Origin of the sequence: Sphingobacterium prati (genome assembly GCF_013167215.1) — a bacterium.
In the GTDB taxonomy this organism is placed as follows: Bacteria; Bacteroidota; Bacteroidia; order Sphingobacteriales; family Sphingobacteriaceae; genus Sphingobacterium; species Sphingobacterium prati.
This window is the reverse complement of the sequence record NZ_JABJWY010000024.1, coordinates 176172-197776: the sequence shown is the minus strand read 5'-3', so window position 1 is coordinate 197776 and position 21605 is coordinate 176172. Positions and strand designations below refer to the sequence as shown.

At 44.0% G+C, this 21605-nt stretch carries 15 protein-coding genes; 10 read left to right on the top strand and 5 right to left on the bottom strand.

What is annotated here, in order from left to right; translation table 11 throughout:
* The first annotated feature begins 1 nt into the window (after position 1).
* From HPC41_RS06930 to HPC41_RS06895, 8 genes are all read left to right on the top strand, one after another.
* On the top strand, positions 2-3040 hold the full coding sequence (locus HPC41_RS06930) for a SusC/RagA family TonB-linked outer membrane protein (protein ID WP_172393307.1): 3039 nt from the start codon (positions 2-4) through the stop codon (positions 3038-3040).
* A 121-nt stretch (positions 3041-3161) separates the two neighbouring features.
* On the top strand, positions 3162-4811 hold the full coding sequence (locus HPC41_RS06925) for a RagB/SusD family nutrient uptake outer membrane protein (protein WP_172393306.1): 1650 nt from the start codon (positions 3162-3164) through the stop codon (positions 4809-4811).
* Between the two features lie 8 nt (positions 4812-4819).
* Positions 4820-5824, top strand: coding sequence for a metallophosphoesterase (locus HPC41_RS06920; protein WP_172393305.1), 1005 nt, complete (start codon positions 4820-4822; stop codon positions 5822-5824).
* Positions 5825-5959: 135 nt separating this feature from the next.
* A complete protein-coding gene (locus HPC41_RS06915) occupies positions 5960-6439 on the top strand; it encodes a (2Fe-2S)-binding protein (RefSeq protein ID WP_172393464.1) in 480 nt (159 codons plus the stop codon).
* A complete protein-coding gene (locus tag HPC41_RS06910) occupies positions 6432-7451 on the top strand; it encodes an FAD binding domain-containing protein (RefSeq protein ID WP_172393304.1) in 1020 nt (339 codons plus the stop codon). The genes HPC41_RS06915 and HPC41_RS06910 overlap by 8 nt, the downstream gene beginning before the upstream one ends.
* Positions 7452-7467: 16 nt before the next feature.
* On the top strand, positions 7468-9705 hold the full coding sequence (locus HPC41_RS06905) for a xanthine dehydrogenase family protein molybdopterin-binding subunit (RefSeq protein WP_172393303.1): 2238 nt from the start codon (positions 7468-7470) through the stop codon (positions 9703-9705).
* A 245-nt stretch (positions 9706-9950) separates the two neighbouring features.
* Positions 9951-10544, top strand: coding sequence for a YdeI/OmpD-associated family protein (locus HPC41_RS06900; protein WP_172393302.1), 594 nt, complete (start codon positions 9951-9953; stop codon positions 10542-10544).
* Positions 10545-10844: 300 nt separating this feature from the next.
* A complete protein-coding gene (locus HPC41_RS06895) occupies positions 10845-11795 on the top strand; it encodes an alpha/beta fold hydrolase (protein WP_172393301.1) in 951 nt (316 codons plus the stop codon).
* A 263-nt stretch (positions 11796-12058) separates the two neighbouring features.
* On the opposite strand, the gene HPC41_RS06890 is transcribed toward HPC41_RS06895, so the two are convergent.
* The 5 genes from HPC41_RS06890 to HPC41_RS06870 all read right to left on the bottom strand — a co-directional run bounded on the left by HPC41_RS06890 (position 12059) and on the right by HPC41_RS06870 (position 16470).
* Positions 12059-12823 (bottom strand): LytR/AlgR family response regulator transcription factor, encoded by a 765-nt coding sequence (locus HPC41_RS06890; RefSeq protein ID WP_172393300.1) that lies wholly within the window; start codon positions 12821-12823, stop codon positions 12059-12061.
* Positions 12804-13832, bottom strand: coding sequence for a sensor histidine kinase (locus HPC41_RS25690; protein ID WP_216660680.1), 1029 nt, complete (start codon positions 13830-13832; stop codon positions 12804-12806). Before HPC41_RS25690 ends, HPC41_RS06890 begins: the two co-directional genes overlap by 20 nt.
* Positions 13833-13961: 129 nt before the next feature.
* A complete protein-coding gene (locus HPC41_RS06880; protein WP_172393299.1) occupies positions 13962-15005 on the bottom strand; it encodes an alpha/beta fold hydrolase in 1044 nt (347 codons plus the stop codon).
* 41 nt (positions 15006-15046) lie between these two features.
* On the bottom strand, positions 15047-15484 hold the full coding sequence (locus tag HPC41_RS06875; protein WP_172393298.1) for a hypothetical protein: 438 nt from the start codon (positions 15482-15484) through the stop codon (positions 15047-15049).
* Positions 15481-16470: a heme-binding domain-containing protein gene (locus HPC41_RS06870; RefSeq protein WP_172393297.1), complete on the bottom strand. Its 990-nt coding sequence runs from the start codon at positions 16468-16470 to the stop codon at positions 15481-15483. Before HPC41_RS06870 ends, HPC41_RS06875 begins: the two co-directional genes overlap by 4 nt.
* Before the next feature lie 485 nt (positions 16471-16955).
* Between HPC41_RS06870 and HPC41_RS06865 the strand changes: the two genes are divergently transcribed.
* A complete protein-coding gene (locus tag HPC41_RS06865) occupies positions 16956-20039 on the top strand; it encodes a SusC/RagA family TonB-linked outer membrane protein (RefSeq protein WP_172393296.1) in 3084 nt (1027 codons plus the stop codon).
* 11 nt (positions 20040-20050) lie between these two features.
* Entirely contained in the window at positions 20051-21598 is a 1548-nt protein-coding gene (locus tag HPC41_RS06860; RefSeq protein ID WP_172393295.1) for a SusD/RagB family nutrient-binding outer membrane lipoprotein, read from the top strand.
* Positions 21599-21605 lie beyond the last annotated feature (7 nt).

The following is a 21605-nucleotide window of genomic DNA, read 5'->3' as shown; positions in this document are numbered from 1 at the left end:
TATGCTCAAAAAAACAAATCCACAAAAAAAGAATGTGCTTATTTTTGCGCTGCTCGCTGCTGGACTTGGTCATGCTCATGCCCAGCAGGATCAGGTAAAAGGGGCAGTACAAAATGAAAAGGGTGAATTTATGCCTGGCGTCAGTGTTAAAGCGATCCAGTTAAATGGCGGGAAAAGCGTAACTACGAGCACGGACAACCGAGGACTATTCCATTTCCAAAATTTGGTCGAACGAGCGGGATATCAATTTGTATTCTCGGCCGTTGGCTTTCAGTCAGATACCTTATCGGGTTACGTTATTGAGGCGAGGAAGCCGCTTTCGCTCAGTGTCAAGTTGCAGCAGAGCGCGGTTAAACTAGATGAAGTCGTCATCGGCTATGGTCGGGTATCACGAAAGGATGTCACGAGCTCCATCAGTACCATTAAAGCTGAGGACACCAATGTAGGAGTGTTTACTTCTCCGGCTCAAATGTTACAGGGAAAAGTGGCGGGTTTGACAATTTCGACGAATAACAGCAACCCCAATGCAACTCCTTCCATCAGTTTGCGTGGTGCTTCGACATTGCGTAGCGGCGAAGCGATGGAACCGTATTATGTCATTGATGGTGTCCCTGGAGCATCTTTGACGTTGGTCGCTCCAGATGATATTGCCTCCATTGATGTGCTCCGCGATGCCTCCGCAACAGCAATTTACGGCTCCAAAGCGGCCAATGGTGTCATTATCGTTACTACCAAACGAGGAAAAACAGGACAGACAACGATCAATTATAACGGTTATTTGGCGATTGACAAAGTGGCCAAGCATTATGAGATGATGGACGCTTCGCAATACCGTTCTTATATCAGTGAAAATGGTTTTTCTATGGAGCCTACCGATGATCTGGGTGCGGATACAGATTGGCAGCGTGCAGTCGAACGCACTGGGATATCCAACAACCATAATATCTCTATCCTTGGTGGCGCCGAAAAAACACAGTACAGCATCAGTCTCAATACCATCAAAAATAATGGGGTCATCAAAGGTACTGACATGGGTCGTCAGATTGCCCGGGCATTTTTGCAGACTAAGGCACTCAATAATCGTCTGACTGCTTCCTTTAATGTCAACGCTAGCATTACGAAACAGAATGACGTCTTAGCATTGGATCAGGGGCTCAGTGTATACGATGCGATGTACTATTATTTGCCGGTCTCGCCAATCAAAAAAGCAGATGGTGCCTGGTTTGAAAAGCCTGACCGCTCGCAGTATGCGAATCCTGTATCGTTGATCGAAGAAAATACAAATTTTTCTAAAACCAAAGTGATTCAAGCTCATGCCAAGCTGGGCTATGAGATTTTGCCCGGATTGACTTATAATATCGATCTTTCTCTTCAAAACCGACAGTTCAATAATGCGCAATATAACTCCAATCTTTCCATGGCTGCCCGGGGACAAAATGGAAAGTCTATCCGCGCAGCGGTAGAAGATGAACGCAAAGTGATGGAAATGAACCTCAGCTATGAAAAGACGTTTGCTGATAAACATAAAGTGTCGGCCTTGGCCGGATATTCTTGGGAAGAGAACAATAATAATGACGGCTTTCAACTGACGACATCGGATTATTATAACGACGATTTAAGCTATTATAACCCAGGAATGGCCAATGTTGTTGACCTGCTGGGATTTGGGAATTATTACCTCTCTACGTTGCGTATGATCTCAGTATATGGCCGGGTAAATTATGCGTACAACAGTAAATACCTACTACAGGCGACACTGCGGCGCGATGGGTCTTCAGCCTTTGGTACCAACAACCGTTGGGCAACTTTCCCTTCGGTATCAGCGGCCTGGCGCTTGTCAGAGGAGCCTTTCATCCGCGAAATGGGGGTTTTTGATGATCTGAAACTTCGCGCAGGTTATGGTGTCAGTGGGAATTCGCTCGGCTTTGACGCTTTTACCGCACAAAGTGTTCAGGGGGCATCTTCGAGGTTCTTCGATTATGTGAATGCGCAAGGCTTGATAAGCCCATTACGGACATTGCAGGTGCTTCGAAATAGCAATCCCGACCTTAAATGGGAAACGACCAGTATGATCAATCTCGGTCTGGATTTTGGATTTTTAAATAACCGTCTCACGGGATCATTGGAGCTTTATAAAAAGAAAACGAGTGATCTGATCTACGATTACCAGGTGAGCCAGTCGAAATATATCTTTCCGATACTGACAGCTAACGTGGGCGAAATTGAAAACCGTGGGGTAGAGCTGACGCTAAATGCAAAAGCTATTGATAAAACGCATTTTAAATGGAATACCGGATTGGTACTGTCGCATAACAGCAATAAGGTCGTGAGTATTGCCAATCAGCAATTTACCCAGGATTATATTGAGCTCTCGGATCTGGGTGGGGCAGGGCAAAGTAATTTCTTTCAGCAACGCCTAACACCGGGTGCACCCATCGGACAGTTCTATACCTGGGAATGGGCTGGGTATAATGATAAGGGTGTGTCCGTATTCTATGCGCGGGATGCGAAGACCGGTGAACGTACCGGCGAGACCACCATCACACCTCAAAAGAAAGATCAGGCCGTGACCGGAAGCCCGCAGCCGAAATTAACGTTGGGCTGGAGCAATAGCTTTTCTTATAATAGCTTTTCTTTGACTGGTATGTTCCAGGGAGCCTTTGGTCAGAAGATCTTGAATGCTACGCGTGCACGCCATTCGAACGTAGTCGGAAATGCGGGGCAAAAAAATCTGCTTGCCAGTGTATTGGAGACTGAAAGAATGACAGACATCAATGCACATTACTTATCTGATCGTTACCTGGAGAATGGAAGTTTCTTGCGCTTGGCTTACATCACGCTAGCGTATAATCTGCCGATCAGAAATATACCTGTGAAAAATCTAAGGGTCTATGCAACGATGAATAATGTTTTTGTAGTAACAAAATACAAAGGGATCGACCCGGAGGTTGGGCTAGGGGGATTAACCCCTGGGATTGATAATCGCCAAACGTACCCGCGTACGCGCACTTTAATGTTTGGACTAAACTTTAACCTATAGGGCATTGATTTATGAAACACCCCTGTTCGAAAAATGTATAGACGATTGAAATAGACTGGGGATTGTTAGGACCTTTAAATGAGTAATCGAGCATAGCAGGCTCATGAAATAATATTTATATATGAAATCAAAACTTTTTATTCGCTTGTTCACACTATCGGTTTTGGCCTTTTCAATGGCTTCATGTACCGATTTGGATGTTGATATAAAATCGCAGCATACGGAGTTCCCTAATACCGAGCGGGCTGCCGAAGCTATTCTGGCCGACGTATATGCGGCCTACCGTGGAGCACTTGGCCGTGACCACTGGATGATTCAAACGCTTTCAGCGGATGAAGCTGTCAGTGTTGCTATCGGTAGTGATTATTACGATGGCGGCCGATACCGTGAATTCCATGTACACAATTGGTCTGCAGACAATGGTTTGCTACCCAGTATCTGGAATTCGGCCTCTACTGGGATTACACTAGCCAATAATGCGATCACGCTATTCGGTGAGGACAAAGCAGAATTTACTGCTCCTGCCCGCGCCATTCGAGCGTATTATTATTTTATATTAATGGATAACTTTGGTGCAGCACCTTTGATTACTGGACCCATCGATGCTGTACCTGCACGTTCAAGTCGGGCGGATATCTGCCGCTTTATTGAGTCAGAACTGCTCGCGGTGGTAGATTTGCTACCGAATACGGTATCAGTGGCGACATACGGTAAAGCAACAAGATATATGGCTGAAGCGCTGTTGGTAAAATTATACCTGAACTGGAACGTATATATGGCGGCGGATGTGGCGAACTATTCACCTGCTGCACAGAATGAAAAATTAAATGATGCCGTTGCGTTGTGCGATGATATCATTGCATCTGGACAGTTTAATTTAACCAGTCATAAGTTTATGACCAAATTTCGACCAGATAATGGCTATCAGATCAAAGATTTTATTTTTGCCGTACCCTTTGATCGGGAAAAACAGCAGGGTATGACCTATGCACGTTTTTGGATCCACCGCAGTGCACAGAATCAATTCGCTCAATTGCCGCAAAGTGTAGGGGGGACTTTTCGTGTGTTACCATCTTATCTGGACAAATTTAATTTGGAGGGAGATGAACGCAACGCCTCTTATATTGGCGGGAAGCAATATTATTGGTCGAACTATGCGGAAGATAAAAGCCGTCCCTTCCTGATCAAAACTTCCAAACGCGGCATAGACCAGGATTATAATGGTGCTGACGCTGATGTGCAATTTGACTGGCAAATGGAAACCTCGAGAGAGATTGTTTTGCGCCCTGATGGTGGTGCTACATTAAATGCTGGCAACGACCAAAAAGGCCGGTCAATGGGATACCGCTCCATAAAATTCTATATGGATGTTGCCGTGACTTCTGCAAATCAGCGTAATCAGAGTAATGATGTACCTGTATTTCGTTATGCCGATATCCTGCTGATGAAAGCCGAAGCGATCCTGCGGGGTGCAACTGTCACCCGAGGTGAAACACCGCAATCTTTGCTTAACCAGGTCCGGGCTTATGTAAATGCACCCGCAATGACAGTTGCGCCCAATCTAGCGGATATATTGGATGAACGCGCACGCGAATTTGCAGATGAATCCTGGCGACGGAATGACTTGATCCGTTTCGGGAAATTTGAAGATAATTGGGGCTTCCGTTCGCTCTACCCAGCTGGAATGACGGAGAAGTTTCGCCGTATCTTTCCAGTGCCTACCACGGTATTAAACGTAAATACACATTGGAAACAGAACCCTGGTTATTAGTTATCATTATGAAACGTAGAACTTTTATGAAAAATTCCCTAAGTACGGTCATTACGGCCGGCCTTGGGGGAATTTCGCTCAACAACTTGGCGTTGGCAAAGCCGACGCAGTTCGAAAGCGAAGATTTGCAGCACATGCATAGGCCCAAAGACGAATATGATATTCACTTTATGGCTGTAGGGGACTGGGGCCGCAATGGGGCTGATCATCAACTGGCAGTAGCGAAGCAGATGGGGAAATGGGCTGACGAGTATGCCAATGACTTTATCATCTCCACCGGAGACAATTTCTACCCCTCAGGTGTAGTCAGCGAACACGATCCCTTGTGGCATTATTCCTTTGAAAATATATACACAGCCTTTTCGCTGCAATGGGATTGGTATCCAATATTGGGTAATCATGATTATAAATCGGATCCGGACGCGCAGGTACGCTATAGCACTATCAGCAGACGTTGGAAGATGCCATCACGCTATTACAGTAAAACATTTGCGCTCAAAGATGGCAAAAAAGTATTGATGGCATTTATCGATACCAACCCGATGATCCCTGAATTTTATGCAAATAGTGAATATGGTCCTCATGTAGCTGGGCAGCAACCCGAAAAGCAGTTGGCTTGGCTGGATCAGCTGTTGGCTAATTCAGATGCTTATTGGAAAATTGTGGTAGGGCACCATCCCTTATATACTGCTGGACCGCGAACCAATAATTACGATACACTAGCAGTAAGAAAAGTCCTGGAAACCATTTTTGAAAAACGTGGCGTGGATATTTATTTGTCAGGACATGAACATTCGCTGCAGCATCTAAAGGTGGTAGGAAAAAGATTTCATCAGTTTATCTCCGGTGCGGGATCTGAAGTAACGCCGGTCAAACTTGATCTGCCGTATAGCCGTTTCGTGATGGATCAATATGGTTTTTTTTATTTTTCCATCAATAGCACTGCCATCGAATGTCAGGTTATCAGCCATGAAGGCAATCAACTGTATAAAACAGTGGTTCAAAAAGTGTAGATAGGGGAGTTGAAAAGAGAATATTCTTTTCTAGATTAAATCTTTTAGACGGTGACTGCTGTTATAAAAGTGTGGAATAAGGGGAATGTCTTTGTTTTATGGGCATTTCTTTTAGCAACATTTAACTGGAAGCGAATGATGAATGAAAAACATACAGTATCTCTTTGTGTCAACGGAAAAGAGCAGCAGTTAACTCTGTTGCCCTGGGTATCATTGTTAGATGCACTTCGCGAACATCTGCATCTTACCGGAACAAAAAAGGGCTGCGACCATGGACAATGTGGTGCTTGCACTGTATTAGTTGGCGGTCAGAGGGTATTAAGTTGCCTCACTTTGGCTGTTATGAAAGATGGGGCAACTATTACAACGATCGAGGGACTGACGACAGGTAATGAGTTACATCCTTTGCAGCAGGCTTTTATCAAACACGATGCTTTCCAATGTGGGTACTGTACACCAGGCCAAATCTGTAGTGCCCTTGGATTGTTTGCTGAAGGGAAGGCCTGCACAAGGGAGGAAGTGCAAGAGCTGATGAGTGGCAATCTTTGTCGTTGCGGCGCCAATAGGGGAATAATTGATGCAATCATGGAGGTGAAAAAAGAACTGTATGAATAATTTCGCTTTTAGACGAACAACCACTGTAGCGGATACAATCGCCCTAATGGAGCCAACGGCGGCTAACCGGGTCATTGCAGGAGGTACGAATCTGGTCGATTTGTTAAAATATGTTGTCACGGAGGCGGATCTCCTTGTGGATATCAATGGCATTGAGAGCATGCGCACGGTGAATCAGCTTGATCAAGGTGGCGTACGTATTGGCGCATTGCTTACAAATGCCCAAACAGCTTATCATCCGATGATCGAAACGAAGTACCCTTTATTGTCCAAGGCAATTTTGGCAGGAGCATCTGCACAGATTCGAAATATGGCCACCAATGGTGGCAATCTCTTGCAACGGACCCGATGTTATTATTTCTATGATCCGAATGCTCCCTGCAATAAAAGAACTCCGGGATCGGGATGTTCGGCAGTGAACGGATATAATCGCATTCACGCGATATTGGGGCATAGCGAGCAGTGTATCGCTGTCTTTCCCTCCGATATGTGTGTGGCACTGGCAGCATTGGATGCAACTGTCAATGTTGTTGGCCCTCAGGGAAACCGAACTATTCCTTTTAAAGATTTCCATAGGCTGCCAGGAGATACACCGCACCTGGATAATAATTTACTACATGGCGAATTGATCACGGGGATCGATCTTCCAAAACAGGGTTTTGGGGACTACTATTCCTATTTGAAACTTAGGGACAGGAGCTCTTATTCATTCGCTCTGGTGGCGGTCGCTTCGGCATTTACTATTGAAGATGGATTGATTAGAGACGCCCGGATAGCGTTAGGTGGCGTGGCCCACAAACCTTGGCGTATCCGCGAAGCGGAGCAATTTTTGATCGATAAAATACCGGATCGGAAATACGTTGAAACGGCAGCTCAAATGGTTACTGATGGCGCAGTGGCATTCGCGCATAATAAATTTAAAATTGATCTGGCACAGCGGGCAATTGTCAGAAACTGTCTTATGGCGTTAAATCCCAAAACACAGCGGCCTGGTGCAAAGCCTTCTTTATAATTTAAGCAAAAAAGCTATGGAGAATTCAGTATCTATTGGAACAGCGGTAGGCAGATTGGAGGGGAAGCAAAAAGTGACAGGAAGTGCGAAATATGCAGCTGATTATCAGGCTGAACATCTATTATATGGTTATGTAGTAAATAGTACAATTACAAAAGGTGAAATCATATCAATTGATGTTTCAACAATAGCGCATATAGAAGGGGTAGTTAAGGTATTTACGCATGAAAATAGGCCTTCAACACCTTGGTTTGATATTCAATACGCAGACATGGATGCTCCTCCAGGGACAGTTTTTAAACCATTGAAGGATAATAAGATCCTATACCATGGCCAACCGATTGCCTTGGTTGTGGCTGAAACTGTTGAAGCAGCGCGTTATGCTGCTGCTAAGATCAAAGTAGTCTATAAGGAGGAAAGCTTTGAAACAGACTTAATGGAAAACTTACGTAGATCAAGAAAAGCCAAGAAAGGCTTAGCATCGCTGCTGAAACCACCCCCACCAAAGCCGACGGGAGATTTTGAGCAGGCATATACCAAATCCTCCGCAAAGGTCGATTGTACCTTCAGACATGGCACAGAGCATCATAACCCAATGGAACTCTACGCTTCCACCGTTATCTATCAGGGGAAAGGAAAGCTAAAAATCTACGATAAAACACAGGGTACTATAAATTCACAGCTGTATGTAGCGAATGTGTTTGGTCTGAAGATGAAAAATGTGCAAGTAATATCACCTTTCGTTGGTGGTGCATTTGGTTCGGGACTGCGGCCGCAGCATCAGCTATTTATGGCGGTAATGGCTGCTCTGGAACTGAAACGTAATGTACGGGTGTCCTTAGACCGTAAACAGATGTATATGATCGGTCATAGACCGCCTACGGTCCAATTCAGTCGCTTTGGTGCAGATAAGCAAGGGAAGGTCAACGCGATCTATCATAAGGCGATAGCCGAGACCTCGCGATTTGAAGACTATGTAGAAATTGTAGTCAATTGGGCAAATATGCTATATCCTGCCGAAAATACGTTGCTTGCTCATGAACTTGTGCCGTTGGATGTGTATAGCCCGCTGGATATGCGCGCACCCGGTGGCAGCACTGGGATGCACGCTGTCGAAGTTTCGATGGATGAAATTGCCTACAAACTTCATATTGATCCGCTAGAACTACGCCTGATCAATTATTCGACAGCTGATAAAAGCAGTGGGAAGGAGTATTCGAGCAAAGAGCTGATGGCCTGTTATCTCCAGGGAGCCAAACAATTTGGCTGGGGTAATAGAAATCCCGAGCCGAGAAGCATGAAAAGGGGAAATAAGTTAGTGGGATATGGAATGGCGACAGGCATTTGGGATGCTAACCGCATCTTGGGGAGGGCCGAAGCAATAATGTTCCCCAATGGTAAAGCCCAAATTAAAAGTGCAGTAACCGATATAGGTACAGGCACACTCACCATTATGACACAGATTGCCGCTGATACATTGGGACTTGCAATGGAGGATGTTGAATTCTCCTACGCGGATAGTACAATGCCTTTTGCACCCATTCAGGGCGGCTCATTTACCACGGCTACTGTTGGATCTGCTGTACAAGCTGCCTGCGCGGCATTAAATAGAAAACTTTTTAGAAAAGCACAGCATATGGCGGGATCAAAACTCAAGGATCTGCGCTTTCGAGAGGTGTGTTTTAGCAATGGTTTTATTTTTTCAAAGGATGATCCCTCTGTTAGCGTAGCTGTTGTCGATGTTATTCAGGCCTCCGGTCAAAAACCGATAAAGACAAGCAATACTTCCCTGCCCAATCCTTTTCAATATAATAAGAAGGCCCGCGCGGTGCATAGTGCTGTTTTTGTGGAAGTCGAGGTAGATGAGGAACTGGGTGTGGTGGAAGTAAAACGGGCGTTAACTGCCGTGGCAGCGGGAAAGATCATTAATCCAAAGACCGCTGAAAGCCAGGTTTTGGGCGGAATGATATGGGGGATTAGCAAAGCATTGCATGAAGAGACGATAATGGATAACAATCTAGGGAAATATATCAACACCAATCTGGCTGAATATCATATTCCTGTTCATGCAGATATCCAGGATCTGCAGGTCTTATTTATTCCCGAGGAGGATCATCATGTCAATGAATTGGGGGTAAAGGGGGTAGGTGAAATTGGTGGTGTCGGAATGCCACCTGCGATTACCAATGCGATATTTCACGCAACGGGTAAGCGGATTTATGATTTACCGATCCATTTCGACCGGTTGTTATAACCGCATTTGCAAATCGTGTATTCGGCCGTTACGAGCCGGAAGTTGCTGGATGGAAATTACCTGTGCAAATTTGGACGGGACCGGAATAATGCGGTTCCTTTTTTTCTTATTTGGATTTTTATTGACAGGCTGTTGTCACATTTTCCATTATTTTTACATTACCAGAGGAAAACTGCTTATAGCATGCTTTTGGAACACACATGTAAAATAACCAATAAACACTATCTGGATATCAATAAATAGATATGGACAATATACAACAAACTAAAGAAGTACAATCTATCAGCATCAATACGAAAGAGGAGTGGCGGCAGTGGCTAACATTACATCACCATACCGAACAAGCTGTTTGGATTATTTGTAACACAAAGAATTCGGGTCTGCCTGCTGTAGCCTGGAGCGAATTGGTGGATGAAGCATTGTGCTATGGCTGGATTGATAGTACGAGGAAGGCAATCAAGGTGGGAACTTTTAAGCAGTTGTTTAGCAGGCGCAAACCTCGCGGTACCTGGTCCAGGGTCAACAAGGAAAAGATCGAGCGACTTACGGCAATGGGATTAATGACTGAAGCGGGACTAGAAGCAGTGCGGTTAGCGAAAGAAAATGGTTCGTGGTCAGTTCTTGACAGCGTGGAGAGCCTTCAAATTCCAGCGGATCTGGAAAATACATTTAAAAGTTTTCCAGGGTCGGCGGTATTTTTTGACGGCCTAAGTAAATCCGTAAAAAAAATGATGTTGCAATGGATCGCGCTGGCGAAACGCCCAGAAACTCGGATTAAACGGATATTGGAAATCGCAGAACAAGCTGCCAGTCAAAAAAAGCCAAAGCAATTTCAATAATTTAAACGTGTTGAGCAGATCATTATTTTATTATTTGTAATTATTCTAAATAACACTTACCTTAGTGATGACATAAGCACTTAAATTTGTTGTTTCATAGAAAAGACTAGTCGTGAGATTAGTCTTTTTTTGATTTTAGAGATGATCATTGCAGATCGCGGAATATCATTTGTGCCATGGAATTTTATAATGGCAGCCTTGTCCAGTTCACGACTGAAAATGTCCGGTTGGACTATTTATTAGATCTTTTACCTTCATATATGCAATATGTTTGCTTCATCAATTTAAAAATACAACACAATGAAAGCATTCAAAAAAATTACAATCTCTAGTGCACTATGCACAATTTTATTCTCGACCTTAACAATCGCTTGCAGCAAGGACGGAAATGAGGCCCCAATTGGTCAGGAAATACCTGCAGTGGATCATAGCACTGCAAAGACCAATTTTGTCAAGGTGAACGGAACGGATTTTGCTTATCGGACTTGGGGCCGGGAGAGCGGGATCCCGTTGATTTTACTGCCCGGCACAGGAGGGTCTATGGATGATTGGGATCCTGCGGTGACCAATGGTCTCGCAAAACAGTATAGAGTGATCATATTTGATAATAAAGGAGTGGCATCTTCAAAGGGAACAACCCCAAATACAGTGCAGGCGATGGCCGATGATACGATTGATTTTATAAAAGCTATGAATCTAGGCAAAGTAAACATTATGGGGTTTTCGATGGGTGGATTTGTAGCACAACGCATTGTACTGACGAAACCTACGCTTGTGAATAAAATCATTCTGGCGGATAGTGGTCCTAAAGGTGCTATAGGGCTTTCCAATTTACCAAATATCATCGCTGGAACTGCGGGGCTCAGTCCGGAGGCATCGTACTTAAAGCTTGGTTTTACTGACTCAAAAGCTAGCATCGAAGCTGGTAAAGCATCCTTTGCAAGAGTTCAGTTTCGCACGTTAGATAGGGACCTCCCCTTGAGTGAAACAACTTCAACCGCGCAATTTACTGCGGTATTAGCATGGGCACAACCGGATGCGGACGCACTTAAAGAGATCGAAAAAATCAAACAGCCGGTGTTAATAGTCCATGGCGATAGAGACCTGCCAATAGCGATTGAAAATGCACACAATATGAAGCAGCATATAACAAATGCTGTTTTGCTGGAATTTAAGGATTCAGGTCATGCAGCATTTTATCAGAATCATGAAGCGTTCTTAGCAAAGGCCTTGGAATTTTTAGGACAATAAGAGATCAAGGGCATCAAGGTTGGCTGGATACACTGCCAAGTGTGTTCAGCGCATCGCAATTGTTTAGTTATATTGTGCAGACTAGCGCGACAGCTAGTCTGCACAGTTTTTATACCCGATATTCAAGTATGTCTTGGAAGTGCAAAAGAGATTAGGAGATATTCAGCCAGCCGGTTACCAAGATATAGGCTCCCTCATGATCGCCGATAAAGTGGACAATTTAAACATTAAAATGGACAGGATCAAAGTATTGATTCCTTGGTTTACCTGTCTTCCAGCCAACTCAGGAATAGGGAGGTCTTTTCCTTTCCGATCAATAACTTGTCATCCGTGGGTATGGTAAGTTTGACATAGAGTTTTCGTGCAAAATAATGCTCTACTTCTTTGATCGCCGAAAAGTTGATCAGGTATTGCCTGTTAAGCCGAAAAAATTCTCTGCTGGATAACTGTGCCGCCAATTGATCCAAAGACTGGTTAACGTCAAAATGTTCACTCTTAAAAGTGACTATCGTAGGGGAAGTATAATTGATGTAAATGTAAGCTATATCTTCGGTTTTGACTGTCAGATATTTGTTGTTCTTAAAGACAAGGAAACTTTTCTTTTTATTTTCTTGTCCATTGATTTTTTGGATCATTTCGATCAGGGTATTTTCTGATGTCTTTTGAAAGAAATTCTTGAAGTTATCGACTTTTTCAAATGCATTTTTAAGGTCAGCTTCCGAAAAAGGTTTCAGGAGATAATCTATTCCATTTTCTTTGATGGCATCCATTGCATATTCACCAAAAGCGGTACAGAAAATCACCGGACAGTGGATTTTTATAGATTTAAAAATATCGAAACTTATCCCATCGGAAAGCTGTATGTCCATAAAAATAAGATCAGGGGAGGGAATATTGGATAGATAATCTATAGCGCCTTCAACGCTTTGTATCTTTGCAATAATCTTACTTTCAGGACGCAGCTTCAATATGAGATTTTCAAGGGAACGGGCGGCTTTAACCTCGTCTTCAATTATTAGGATATTCATATATAATAGGAAGTTTTATTGTAAATGTTTCATTGTCTGCAAGGATTTGGATCTCTCGCTCTGACAGATGTAGATAACGTTGGTTGATATTCTCGAGGCCCAATCCGGTTGATGGTTCTGGAATTTTTCGCATCTGCAGATTGTTTCTGACAACCAGATACTCTTCCTCACGGTTAATATGGATGTGAAGGGGTTTATCCAGCGAAACGATGTTATGTTTGATGCAGTTCTCTACTAATAGCTGAAGCGTAAAAGGAGGTATTAAAGTGGTATAGAGCTCGGAGCTTAGGTTATGCGAGACTATGAGTCCTTCTTCAAAACGAGCCTTGAGCAAATAGATATAGGAATCCATGATCTCCAGTTCCTCTTTAAGTGTCAATAGATTCAATTTTAGGCTTCCGAGTGTGAACCTGTAAAAATCAGCAAGCTTAATAATGAATTCTGAAGATTGGCTGTCATGACTTTCGACCATGTATTTCAAGGTATTAAGACTGTTGAAAAGAAAATGCGGGTTGACCTGCTGCTTGAGCAGCTCATATTGGGCAGCCAGGTTTGCCGACATTGAACGTTCTAGCTCACGCACGACCTGTTGATTTAAGTAGGTTTGGTAGAGCAGGTGAATAAACATGTAGAATGTAAGATTGATTAGTATACCCCTTACTTCATACATCAACATTTTGGGGCCAAAATTAAGATGGGAAAGGATATAATATTGTATAGAGGACAGCAAAAACATCAGTATCAGCCCTACACCTAATCCTATGAAAAGTTGCGCTGAAATAACATTTCTGCTTCCTGTTTTTTTTGTATAAGCAGGTATTGAGTAAATATTGTAATACCAGATCAACAAAGCAAAACCAGCCGTCACTACAAAATCGGCTATCCCCTCGGCAAGCACAAAATGATGGTCCACAATTTTGGGGATAGAGGTCAATATCCCCAACGATATCGAACTTATCCAAATCAGTCGATGTGATATGGAAAATGATGTTTGCAGATTTTTTATCACGATACTTAATTTAAATTTCTTATTTATTTTGTCGGTTTGCGCAAACAATGTGAAAGCAGACAAATTACTAAAAAATGTTTGTTATATTGATACCTTGAACGCATGACATTTATATTTTCCAAAAGCTATTTATCTAGCCATGGAATCTGCCTCGACAATAGCCTCAGCAAATTTTATAGGAGCCTCCTGTGGTAAGTTGTTCCCAATTCCGCCGGTCAGCGTGTGATGCATATACTTTCCGATATATTTAGCGGCATAATTTTCGGGTGGCGGGAAAGCTGCACCGTTGGCGTCACCTTCGAGTGTCACTGTCGGGACGGTGATTGCTGGCGATTGTGCCAATTTAGCCTCAAGTGTGTCATATCGTTTCTCTCCTTTGGCTAGGCCAAGGCGCCAGCGGTAATTATGGATAACAATATCAACATGGTCTGGGTTATCAAAAGCTTTAGCCGAATGTTGATATGTACTATCATCAAAGGCCCATTTTGGAGATGCTGTTTTCCATATTAATCTGTTGAAAGCATTCGTATTGCTCTTATATCCTTCATATCCTCTTTCTGTAGCAAAATAATACTGATACCACCATAAGAATTCGGCATTTGGAGGCAAGGGCATTTGATTTGCTTTGGGGCTCCCGATCAGATAACCGCTCACAGCAACCAATGCCAAGCAACGTTCGGGCCATAATGCGGCAATGATATCTGCTGTTCGCGCTCCCCAATCAAATCCACCGATAATGGCCTGATTAATTTTTAAAGCATCCATGAAAGCGATGATGTCCTGTGCAACAGCCGACTGCTGGCCGTTGCGGAATGTTTGCGGTGAAATGAATGTTGTCGTTCCATAGCCTCTGAGATAGGGGATGAGCACGCGGTACCCTTTTTCGGCAAGTAGGGAAGAAGACTTTTCAAAGCTATGGATGTCATAGGGCCATCCGTGAAGCAGTATCACTGGTTTTCCAGTCTTGGGCCCTACCTCCGCATAGCCTACATCGAGCAGGCCTGCCCGGACCTTTTTTGTGTTTTGAAAAGCTGAATTGACAGCGATATTTACTTGTACTTTGTCCTCATGGGAAAGTTGCTGTGATGTCACTGATGATGCACCTGTGACTATTAGCATGCTCATCAGCAGTGCGATAAGTGCATTTTTACTGAAATTTGATATCCTTTTCATTGTTTTTATTTTTAACTATCTTTTTTATTCTGTTTGCCTAACTATTGAGGAAACGTTACTGGCTTATTGTCTAAAATGTGCGAAATGCGCTGTTCCTTTGACTGATTTGTGGGAATTTGCCCAAATTCGGTGTGATATTCCAATACCCCGTCTAGTCCAGGTTTTAGGGTCTCCACAAGAATAAGTTCACCGTTTACTTTACTCCCAAAATAATTGGGATCATCCTGCATCTTGTAAGTGACAAGTTTCAGCGAAGCGTGCTGCTGCGGATGTTGGGGATTGGACAGGAGTAAAATTGCTATTGAATTTCCATATAATGCTGACATGGTCTGCATATCAGGGTTGAAAGATGAGGAAATAAATCGAAGGTCACCCGGATCAAACATAAAGCGAATATTGTCCGTTTCTTTATCGGTATTCTTGGTACATGAACCAAAGATTAAACTACCAAAGAGCAGTATACATAGGGTCTTTTTCATTTTTGGATTGTTTTTAGATAATGTTCGATCAGTTTTCTGGAGTTTACTTTTGGCGGTACATTAAACAAGTAACCCGTCGATTCAGCCAGTTGCCTATGACAGCTGATACAAGATTGCTGCGCAAATAGGGCTGTCTTTCCTGTAGGCTTTAGCGCCTGCCCATTGAATTTTGCGAAGCCCCAACCTTCGGTATCAGTAAATTCTTTGCCATCCCTGACCATATATTGCATGTTCACAAAATCTCCGGGTACGATATTACCATCGGGCTTTCTGATTTGTTTGAATACGGCTTTGGCCACAGCGCTTCCATCGGGCCATGGATGGAAGTTTTCCTGTTCAATCGCTTTGACAGCGATGTCATTTCCATAGATCACGCGTATTGTGTTGTCGATAAGCGTGCTCATGCCAATTACTTTCCAGTTTTTGAAATCAGCGTTGTATTTTATCCCATTGGGTGACACCGATGTAGTGCTTGACAGTGGGGCAAGCTCCTCCTGTTTTTCCTGCTTTACATGACGTTGTGTCCGAATGATACTGTCTTTATCGCATAACGAAAGTGCATACTGTTTTATGATCTGTATTTCATTTGCAGATAATCTGGCCTCCGGATACGTAAGTACGTAAGCAGGGAGAGGCATTTTACCAGCATTAACCATATTGAAGATGGCGTAGAATTTTCCTTTGTGTTCCGCATCTGATAGCTTGTCCCATTCCGAAAAATTCATCACTTCGCGAGCTCGGACGATATCTTTGTTAACGATCCACGAAATGGGCGCTATTTTATCAAAAAAAGATAATTGCTGTTCATTGGAGTGACAGCTATAGCAAGAACGTTCCAAAATCAGTTCAATATTTTTTGGCACATCCCGCAAATGACCCGTAACTTGCTTCTTTTCTAATGGCATATTGAAAAGTTGTAAGATGATGAAACCAGTTGCGATGCAGAGAATTATAGGTATAAGCTTGACCTGTTTTAAGTAGTTCATGATAATTTGCTGTTTTGTTGTGTTAAAATTACGCCAAGCACAAGAATAGGAAAAGTTCAAACCCCTTGAGCTGGACATATTGCAACTTGAAATCAGCTTTTTGAATAGTGAAATGGACAGCACTTGTTGCTATAAGTCTATACCTGCAGCCTCAATGATTTCACCAGACTTTTGATTTTGTTGGAAGCAATGATTTCCTATGCATCATTGTTGTCAGCGAGCTTAAATGAAAACTACTATGGCCTTTGAGCTCGCATTGTTGCAGTTCAGGGGAAATCTGTGTACTCATCCCGTTGGGGTACTGTTGATTGTGTTACCAGATTTCTAAAAAAATTGACAACCATATGGAAAGAAAAGGGCTAGATTTTCGATAACGTTACCGCTACTTTATTCGGTCAATCACTTGTATTTATAGCTGCGATGGTCTTTCTTTGAGTATAACGCAATGGAAATAAACTAAATCCATCAATTTAAATCGATAAATTATGATAGCTCGAATCGACAGTAAACGCTTGTTTTTTCTGGGGCTACTTAGCTGTTGTCTCTTCTTTTATATCGGGAGAGTAGAGGCACAGCAGGTCGCCCGGACAGGAAAAGTTACCAGCGCAACGGATCAGAAACCGCTAGCAGGGGTGACGGTCCTAAATCTTAGCACACAACTAGCGGGGCACACCGATCAGGACGGTAATTTCAGTATCAAAGCTGCGGCAGGAGACAGGCTCAAGTTTTCACTGATTGGGTATAAATCTGCTGAATTACCTGTGACAACAGCGATGGCATTGAAAGTAAGTCTGACCCAAGAGAATTTTACCATCGATGAGGTCGTGGTAACCGCGTTGGGGATCAAAAGAGAGACACGGGGGCTTACCTATGCCACTCAGCAGATCAGCAGTAGCGCCGTGAATGATGTACGCGACAACAGCGGTAATATTATGAGCAGCCTCACAGGTAAGGTGGCTGGCGCTGTTATCACCACGGCTGCCTCTGGTCCGGGGGCTTCAGCTCGGGTAGTGCTCCGGGGTAATAAATCAATTTCTGGAAATAACAATGCTTTAATTGTTGTCGATGGGGTGCCATATGATAATTCAAGCGCGCAGCAAGCTACGGGTACGACCTATAATTACGGTACCAGTGATGGCGCGGCCAATATTAATCCAGATGATGTGGAATCGATCAATGTGCTCAAAGGCCCGTCAGCGGCGGCACTATATGGAAGCAGGGCCGCAAATGGGGCGATTCTAATCACCACTAAACAGGGGAAAACAGGGCGATATACAATAGACTACAATGGCAGTGCTTTTTTTGATCAGGTAAACTTGCTGACTCAATTTCAAAATACCTATGGTCGTGGAAATGGCGGTGTGAGCGGCTCCAATATCGGGGAGAGTTGGGGACCACAGGCACAGACCTATAAAAATAATGTAAAAGACTTCTATGAAAACTCGGCTACCTTTAATAACAGCATCAGTACCTACGGTGGTACCGAAAAACTGCAAGGTTATGTATCGTATGCCAACAATAAAATCGGAGGTATTATCCCAGGCAATGCACTCAAACGCAATAGTCTCAACCTACGGGTAAATACAGCGTTCATTCCTAAACTGAAAACAGATGTCAAGCTCAATTATGTCAATCAGCAGATCGACAACCGGCCACGTCTGGGTGATATGGGTATTCCTGTGGAAGCATACATCATTCCCCGGGATATGGATAAAAATGAACTGTTGGACTATGAGACCATAGATCCCAACACAGGACAGCCCCTGCGTAAATACTGGTCGGGTTCGGCGATTTACGATAATCCTTATTGGAGTACCAATCGGACATCAGTCAATGAAGTGCGCGATCGTATTACTGCATTGGGTTCGGCAACTTATCAGCTGACAGATTGGCTCAGCATCATGGGAAGATATAGCTTTGATAAGTATCTAGACAATACGGATGGCTCCTTTTTTGCAAGTACGGTGTCTGTTGGGGATGTACGCAAAGGGGGGAAATATTATGAGATAAATGCCAGATACCAGGAAAGTAACCTTGACTTTCTTGTCAATGGAAAAAATCCATTGACGGAGCGTCTCGCTATTACCTACAACCTTGGGGCTAGTGCACTCCGCAGAAAATACAGTAGCTTTCAGAATATGGCCAATGGACTTTCAATTCCCAATGAGTTTAGTCTAAAAATGGCAACAACACCTGAATTCCTGGCTATAGCAGGCTACGAGCGTCGGCTCAATTCGATCTATGCCAGTGCACAGTTTGCCTTTGATAATACCATTTTTTTGGACATGACTGCACGGAACGACTGGACTTCAACATTGAAAGCTCCACACAGTTATTTCTATCCTTCTATCGGGCTATCCGCAATAGTCAACGAATTGCTACATATACCCTCCTGGGTGACTTTTGGGAAAATAAGGGCGTCTTATACACAGGTGGGTAATGACGCTGATCCATACCTGCTTAGACAGCTCTACTCATTTGGCCTAGGGGCAGGCAATGGATTCATTTCCCGCTCCCCAATCAAAGCGATTCCGGATCTAAAACCCGAATTGACCAAGTCGTTTGAAGCCGGTCTCGATATGAAATTCTTTGAAAATAGACTGGGGTTTGATTTAACGCTGTATAAGAGCAATACTGTAAATCAGCTCCTGTTTTTGGGGCTACCCATGGCGAGCGGCTACAGTCGCCAATATATTAATGCAGGCGATATTGAAAACCGTGGATTCGAACTTCAATTAACCGCAACGCCGATAAAACGTGAACGTTTTTCTTGGGAGACGAGTTTAAATTTATCGGCTAATACCAACAAGATTATCGCATTGCATGATAGAACAAAAAGGGCTAACATCACTGATAACAACAGGTATGCCACAGTTGTCGTAAATGAGGGGGAGAAGTATGGTGATCTCTATGGTTATGCCTGGAAACGCGACCAGCAGAGCGGCAAATTTATAGTAGATGACAACGGACTTCCACTGGTTGAAGCCAACCAAAAATTAGGTAACTTCAATCCTAAAGCTTTATTGGGCTGGTCTAATTCGTTTTCGTACAGAAGATTTACGCTCAATGCACTGGTCGACGCACGCATAGGAGGCGAAATCGTATCCGGAACCTCAGCTTACCTCGCAGCCTTTGGTGTGGCGGACTACACGGCGATGTATCGTGAAGGTGGTCTGATATTGGATGCGGTAGACCTCAATGGTGCTGCAAATACAAAAGCGATCTCCGCACAGCAGCTGTGGACAAGCGTGTCGCAGAATGGACGGGATGGTTGGGGTGAGTTTTTTACATACGACATGACCAATGTGCGTCTGCGGGAGCTATCTATTGCCTATCGGTTTGATTTAAAGAAGATGGCAGCATTTAAGAATGCTCAGTTGTCCTTAACAGGGCGCAATCTCTTTTTCTTTTACCGTGGAAAATCCAAACTGGATATTCCTGGAATCGGAAAAACAAACAACCCAATAGATCCTGAGGCAGCGCTCGGAGCAGGTAATTATCAGGGAGTGGAAGTCGGATTGCCGCCCGCTGTGCGGACTTTTGGGGTAAACTTAAAATTAACCTTTTAACAGTTGTAATCATGAGAAGAAAAATGCTATATGGTGCCTTGTTGGGATTGAGCTTAATCTCCTGCACGAAAGATTTTAATCAGATCAACACCGATCCCAACAATATTACGGTGATCACACAGCGCGAACTGCCCTTTATGTTCGCTAAGGCGCAATCCTCAGCAGCGATGAACCGCTCTTTCTACCAAACAGTGCAGAATCTAGGCGCTGATCTATACGCGCAATATTTTGCGTTGACCACCAATTCCTTCAGTACAGATCGCTACCTGCTTACTCCAGATTGGCAGCGGCGATTTTGGACAGTTGTATATGTCGATACTGCACCACAGCTCAAAAGTATCATGGATAATACGGAGGTAGGTTCGGGCGAGGGTGCACTTGCTAATATTATGTGGGTGTATGCTTTTCATCGGCTGACCGATCATTTCGGCCCAGTCCCTTATTTCGCTGCTGCGGAAGCACGGGACGTCATTCCCTACGATCCGATGGACAAGATTTACTCGGATTTTTTTACTCGGCTCACGACAGCGGTCGACCAGTTGAAGGCTCTACCTGCAGGAACGACAGTCTTTCAGGATTATGATCTGATGTATAATGGAAATGTTGAAAACTGGATTCGTTTTGCTAATTCCATGCGCCTGCGGCTGGCACTGCGGATATCAAAAATAGATCCCATAAAAGCGAGGGCCGAAGCTGAGGCTGCAGTGGCCGCAGGCGTGATGGAGAGTAACGGTCAAAATGCGACCATGCTCAAGTCACTCTCGGGCAATGATACCAATGGTCTGTCGCAGGTAGCTGTCTGGAATGAATTTTCGATGAGTTCGACAATAGCCTCTTATCTCAAGGGTTACGAGGATCCGAGATTGGGTATTTATTTTCAGCCCAGCCTGAGCGGAAAGGCCTTTAACAGTGTCCGCAATGGAGCGACAGCTACAGACCTAGGGCAACCGAGAAATCAGTCGCGGGCAAATTCCAATGTGGGTACCTATTGGGTACGGTACAATGGTGAGGTGCTTGAAGGTAATTTTACACAAAATTTTCACATTATGTGTGCCGCCGAATCGTTTATGCTGCGTGCGGAGGGTGCCCTGAACGGCTGGAATATGGATGGTACAGCACGGGCGCTTTATGAGCAGGGGATACGAGTGAGTATGGCGCAATGGGGTGTAAATGATGAGTCAATCATCAACAATTATGTGTCATCAACCCACAAGCCGGAGGCCCCAGGCGATTATCACAATTCAGCAGCAGTCGCCCAGACGCCAATTAAATGGGGTAGTATCGAGGGCGAACAGCGTGAGCAGATTGGCGTCCAGAAATGGTTGGCAATCTATCCCAATGGGATGGAGGCATGGGCCGAATACCGCCGTACGGGGTACCCCAAGATGTATACGGTGCTCAAGTCTGACAATCCAGACCTACCTGGAGGGACGTTTATAAAAAGGCTGCCTTATCCCTTGACGGAGGTGACCGACAACCTTGCCGAACTGACGAAGGGCCGTGCCCTGCTCGGTGGAGCCGATAACGCGGCAACCAAACTTTGGTGGGACGTAGAATAAGGATTAA

What these genes read in the sequence shown, in the direction of transcription:
- HPC41_RS06880 (WP_172393299.1), bottom strand. Translation starts at nt 15,005, where the DNA reads ATGAAAAGGATATCAAATTTCAGTAAAAATGCACTTATCGCACTGCTG.
- HPC41_RS06875 (WP_172393298.1), bottom strand. Translation starts at nt 15,484, where the DNA reads ATGAAAAAGACCCTATGTATACTGCTCTTTGGTAGTTTAATCTTTGGT.
- HPC41_RS06920 (WP_172393305.1), top strand. Translation starts at nt 4,820, where the DNA reads ATGAAACGTAGAACTTTTATGAAAAATTCCCTAAGTACGGTCATTACG.
- HPC41_RS06890 (WP_172393300.1), bottom strand. Translation starts at nt 12,823, where the DNA reads ATGAATATCCTAATAATTGAAGACGAGGTTAAAGCCGCCCGTTCCCTT.
- HPC41_RS06910 (WP_172393304.1), top strand. Translation starts at nt 6,432, where the DNA reads ATGAATAATTTCGCTTTTAGACGAACAACCACTGTAGCGGATACAATC.
- HPC41_RS06895 (WP_172393301.1), top strand. Translation starts at nt 10,845, where the DNA reads ATGAAAGCATTCAAAAAAATTACAATCTCTAGTGCACTATGCACAATT.
- HPC41_RS06865 (WP_172393296.1), top strand. Translation starts at nt 16,956, where the DNA reads ATGATAGCTCGAATCGACAGTAAACGCTTGTTTTTTCTGGGGCTACTT.
- HPC41_RS06860 (WP_172393295.1), top strand. Translation starts at nt 20,051, where the DNA reads ATGAGAAGAAAAATGCTATATGGTGCCTTGTTGGGATTGAGCTTAATC.
- HPC41_RS06930 (WP_172393307.1), top strand. Translation starts at nt 2, where the DNA reads ATGCTCAAAAAAACAAATCCACAAAAAAAGAATGTGCTTATTTTTGCG.
- HPC41_RS06905 (WP_172393303.1), top strand. Translation starts at nt 7,468, where the DNA reads ATGGAGAATTCAGTATCTATTGGAACAGCGGTAGGCAGATTGGAGGGG.
- HPC41_RS06925 (WP_172393306.1), top strand. Translation starts at nt 3,162, where the DNA reads ATGAAATCAAAACTTTTTATTCGCTTGTTCACACTATCGGTTTTGGCC.
- HPC41_RS06915 (WP_172393464.1), top strand. Translation starts at nt 5,960, where the DNA reads ATGATGAATGAAAAACATACAGTATCTCTTTGTGTCAACGGAAAAGAG.
- HPC41_RS06870 (WP_172393297.1), bottom strand. Translation starts at nt 16,470, where the DNA reads ATGAACTACTTAAAACAGGTCAAGCTTATACCTATAATTCTCTGCATC.
- HPC41_RS06900 (WP_172393302.1), top strand. Translation starts at nt 9,951, where the DNA reads ATGGACAATATACAACAAACTAAAGAAGTACAATCTATCAGCATCAAT.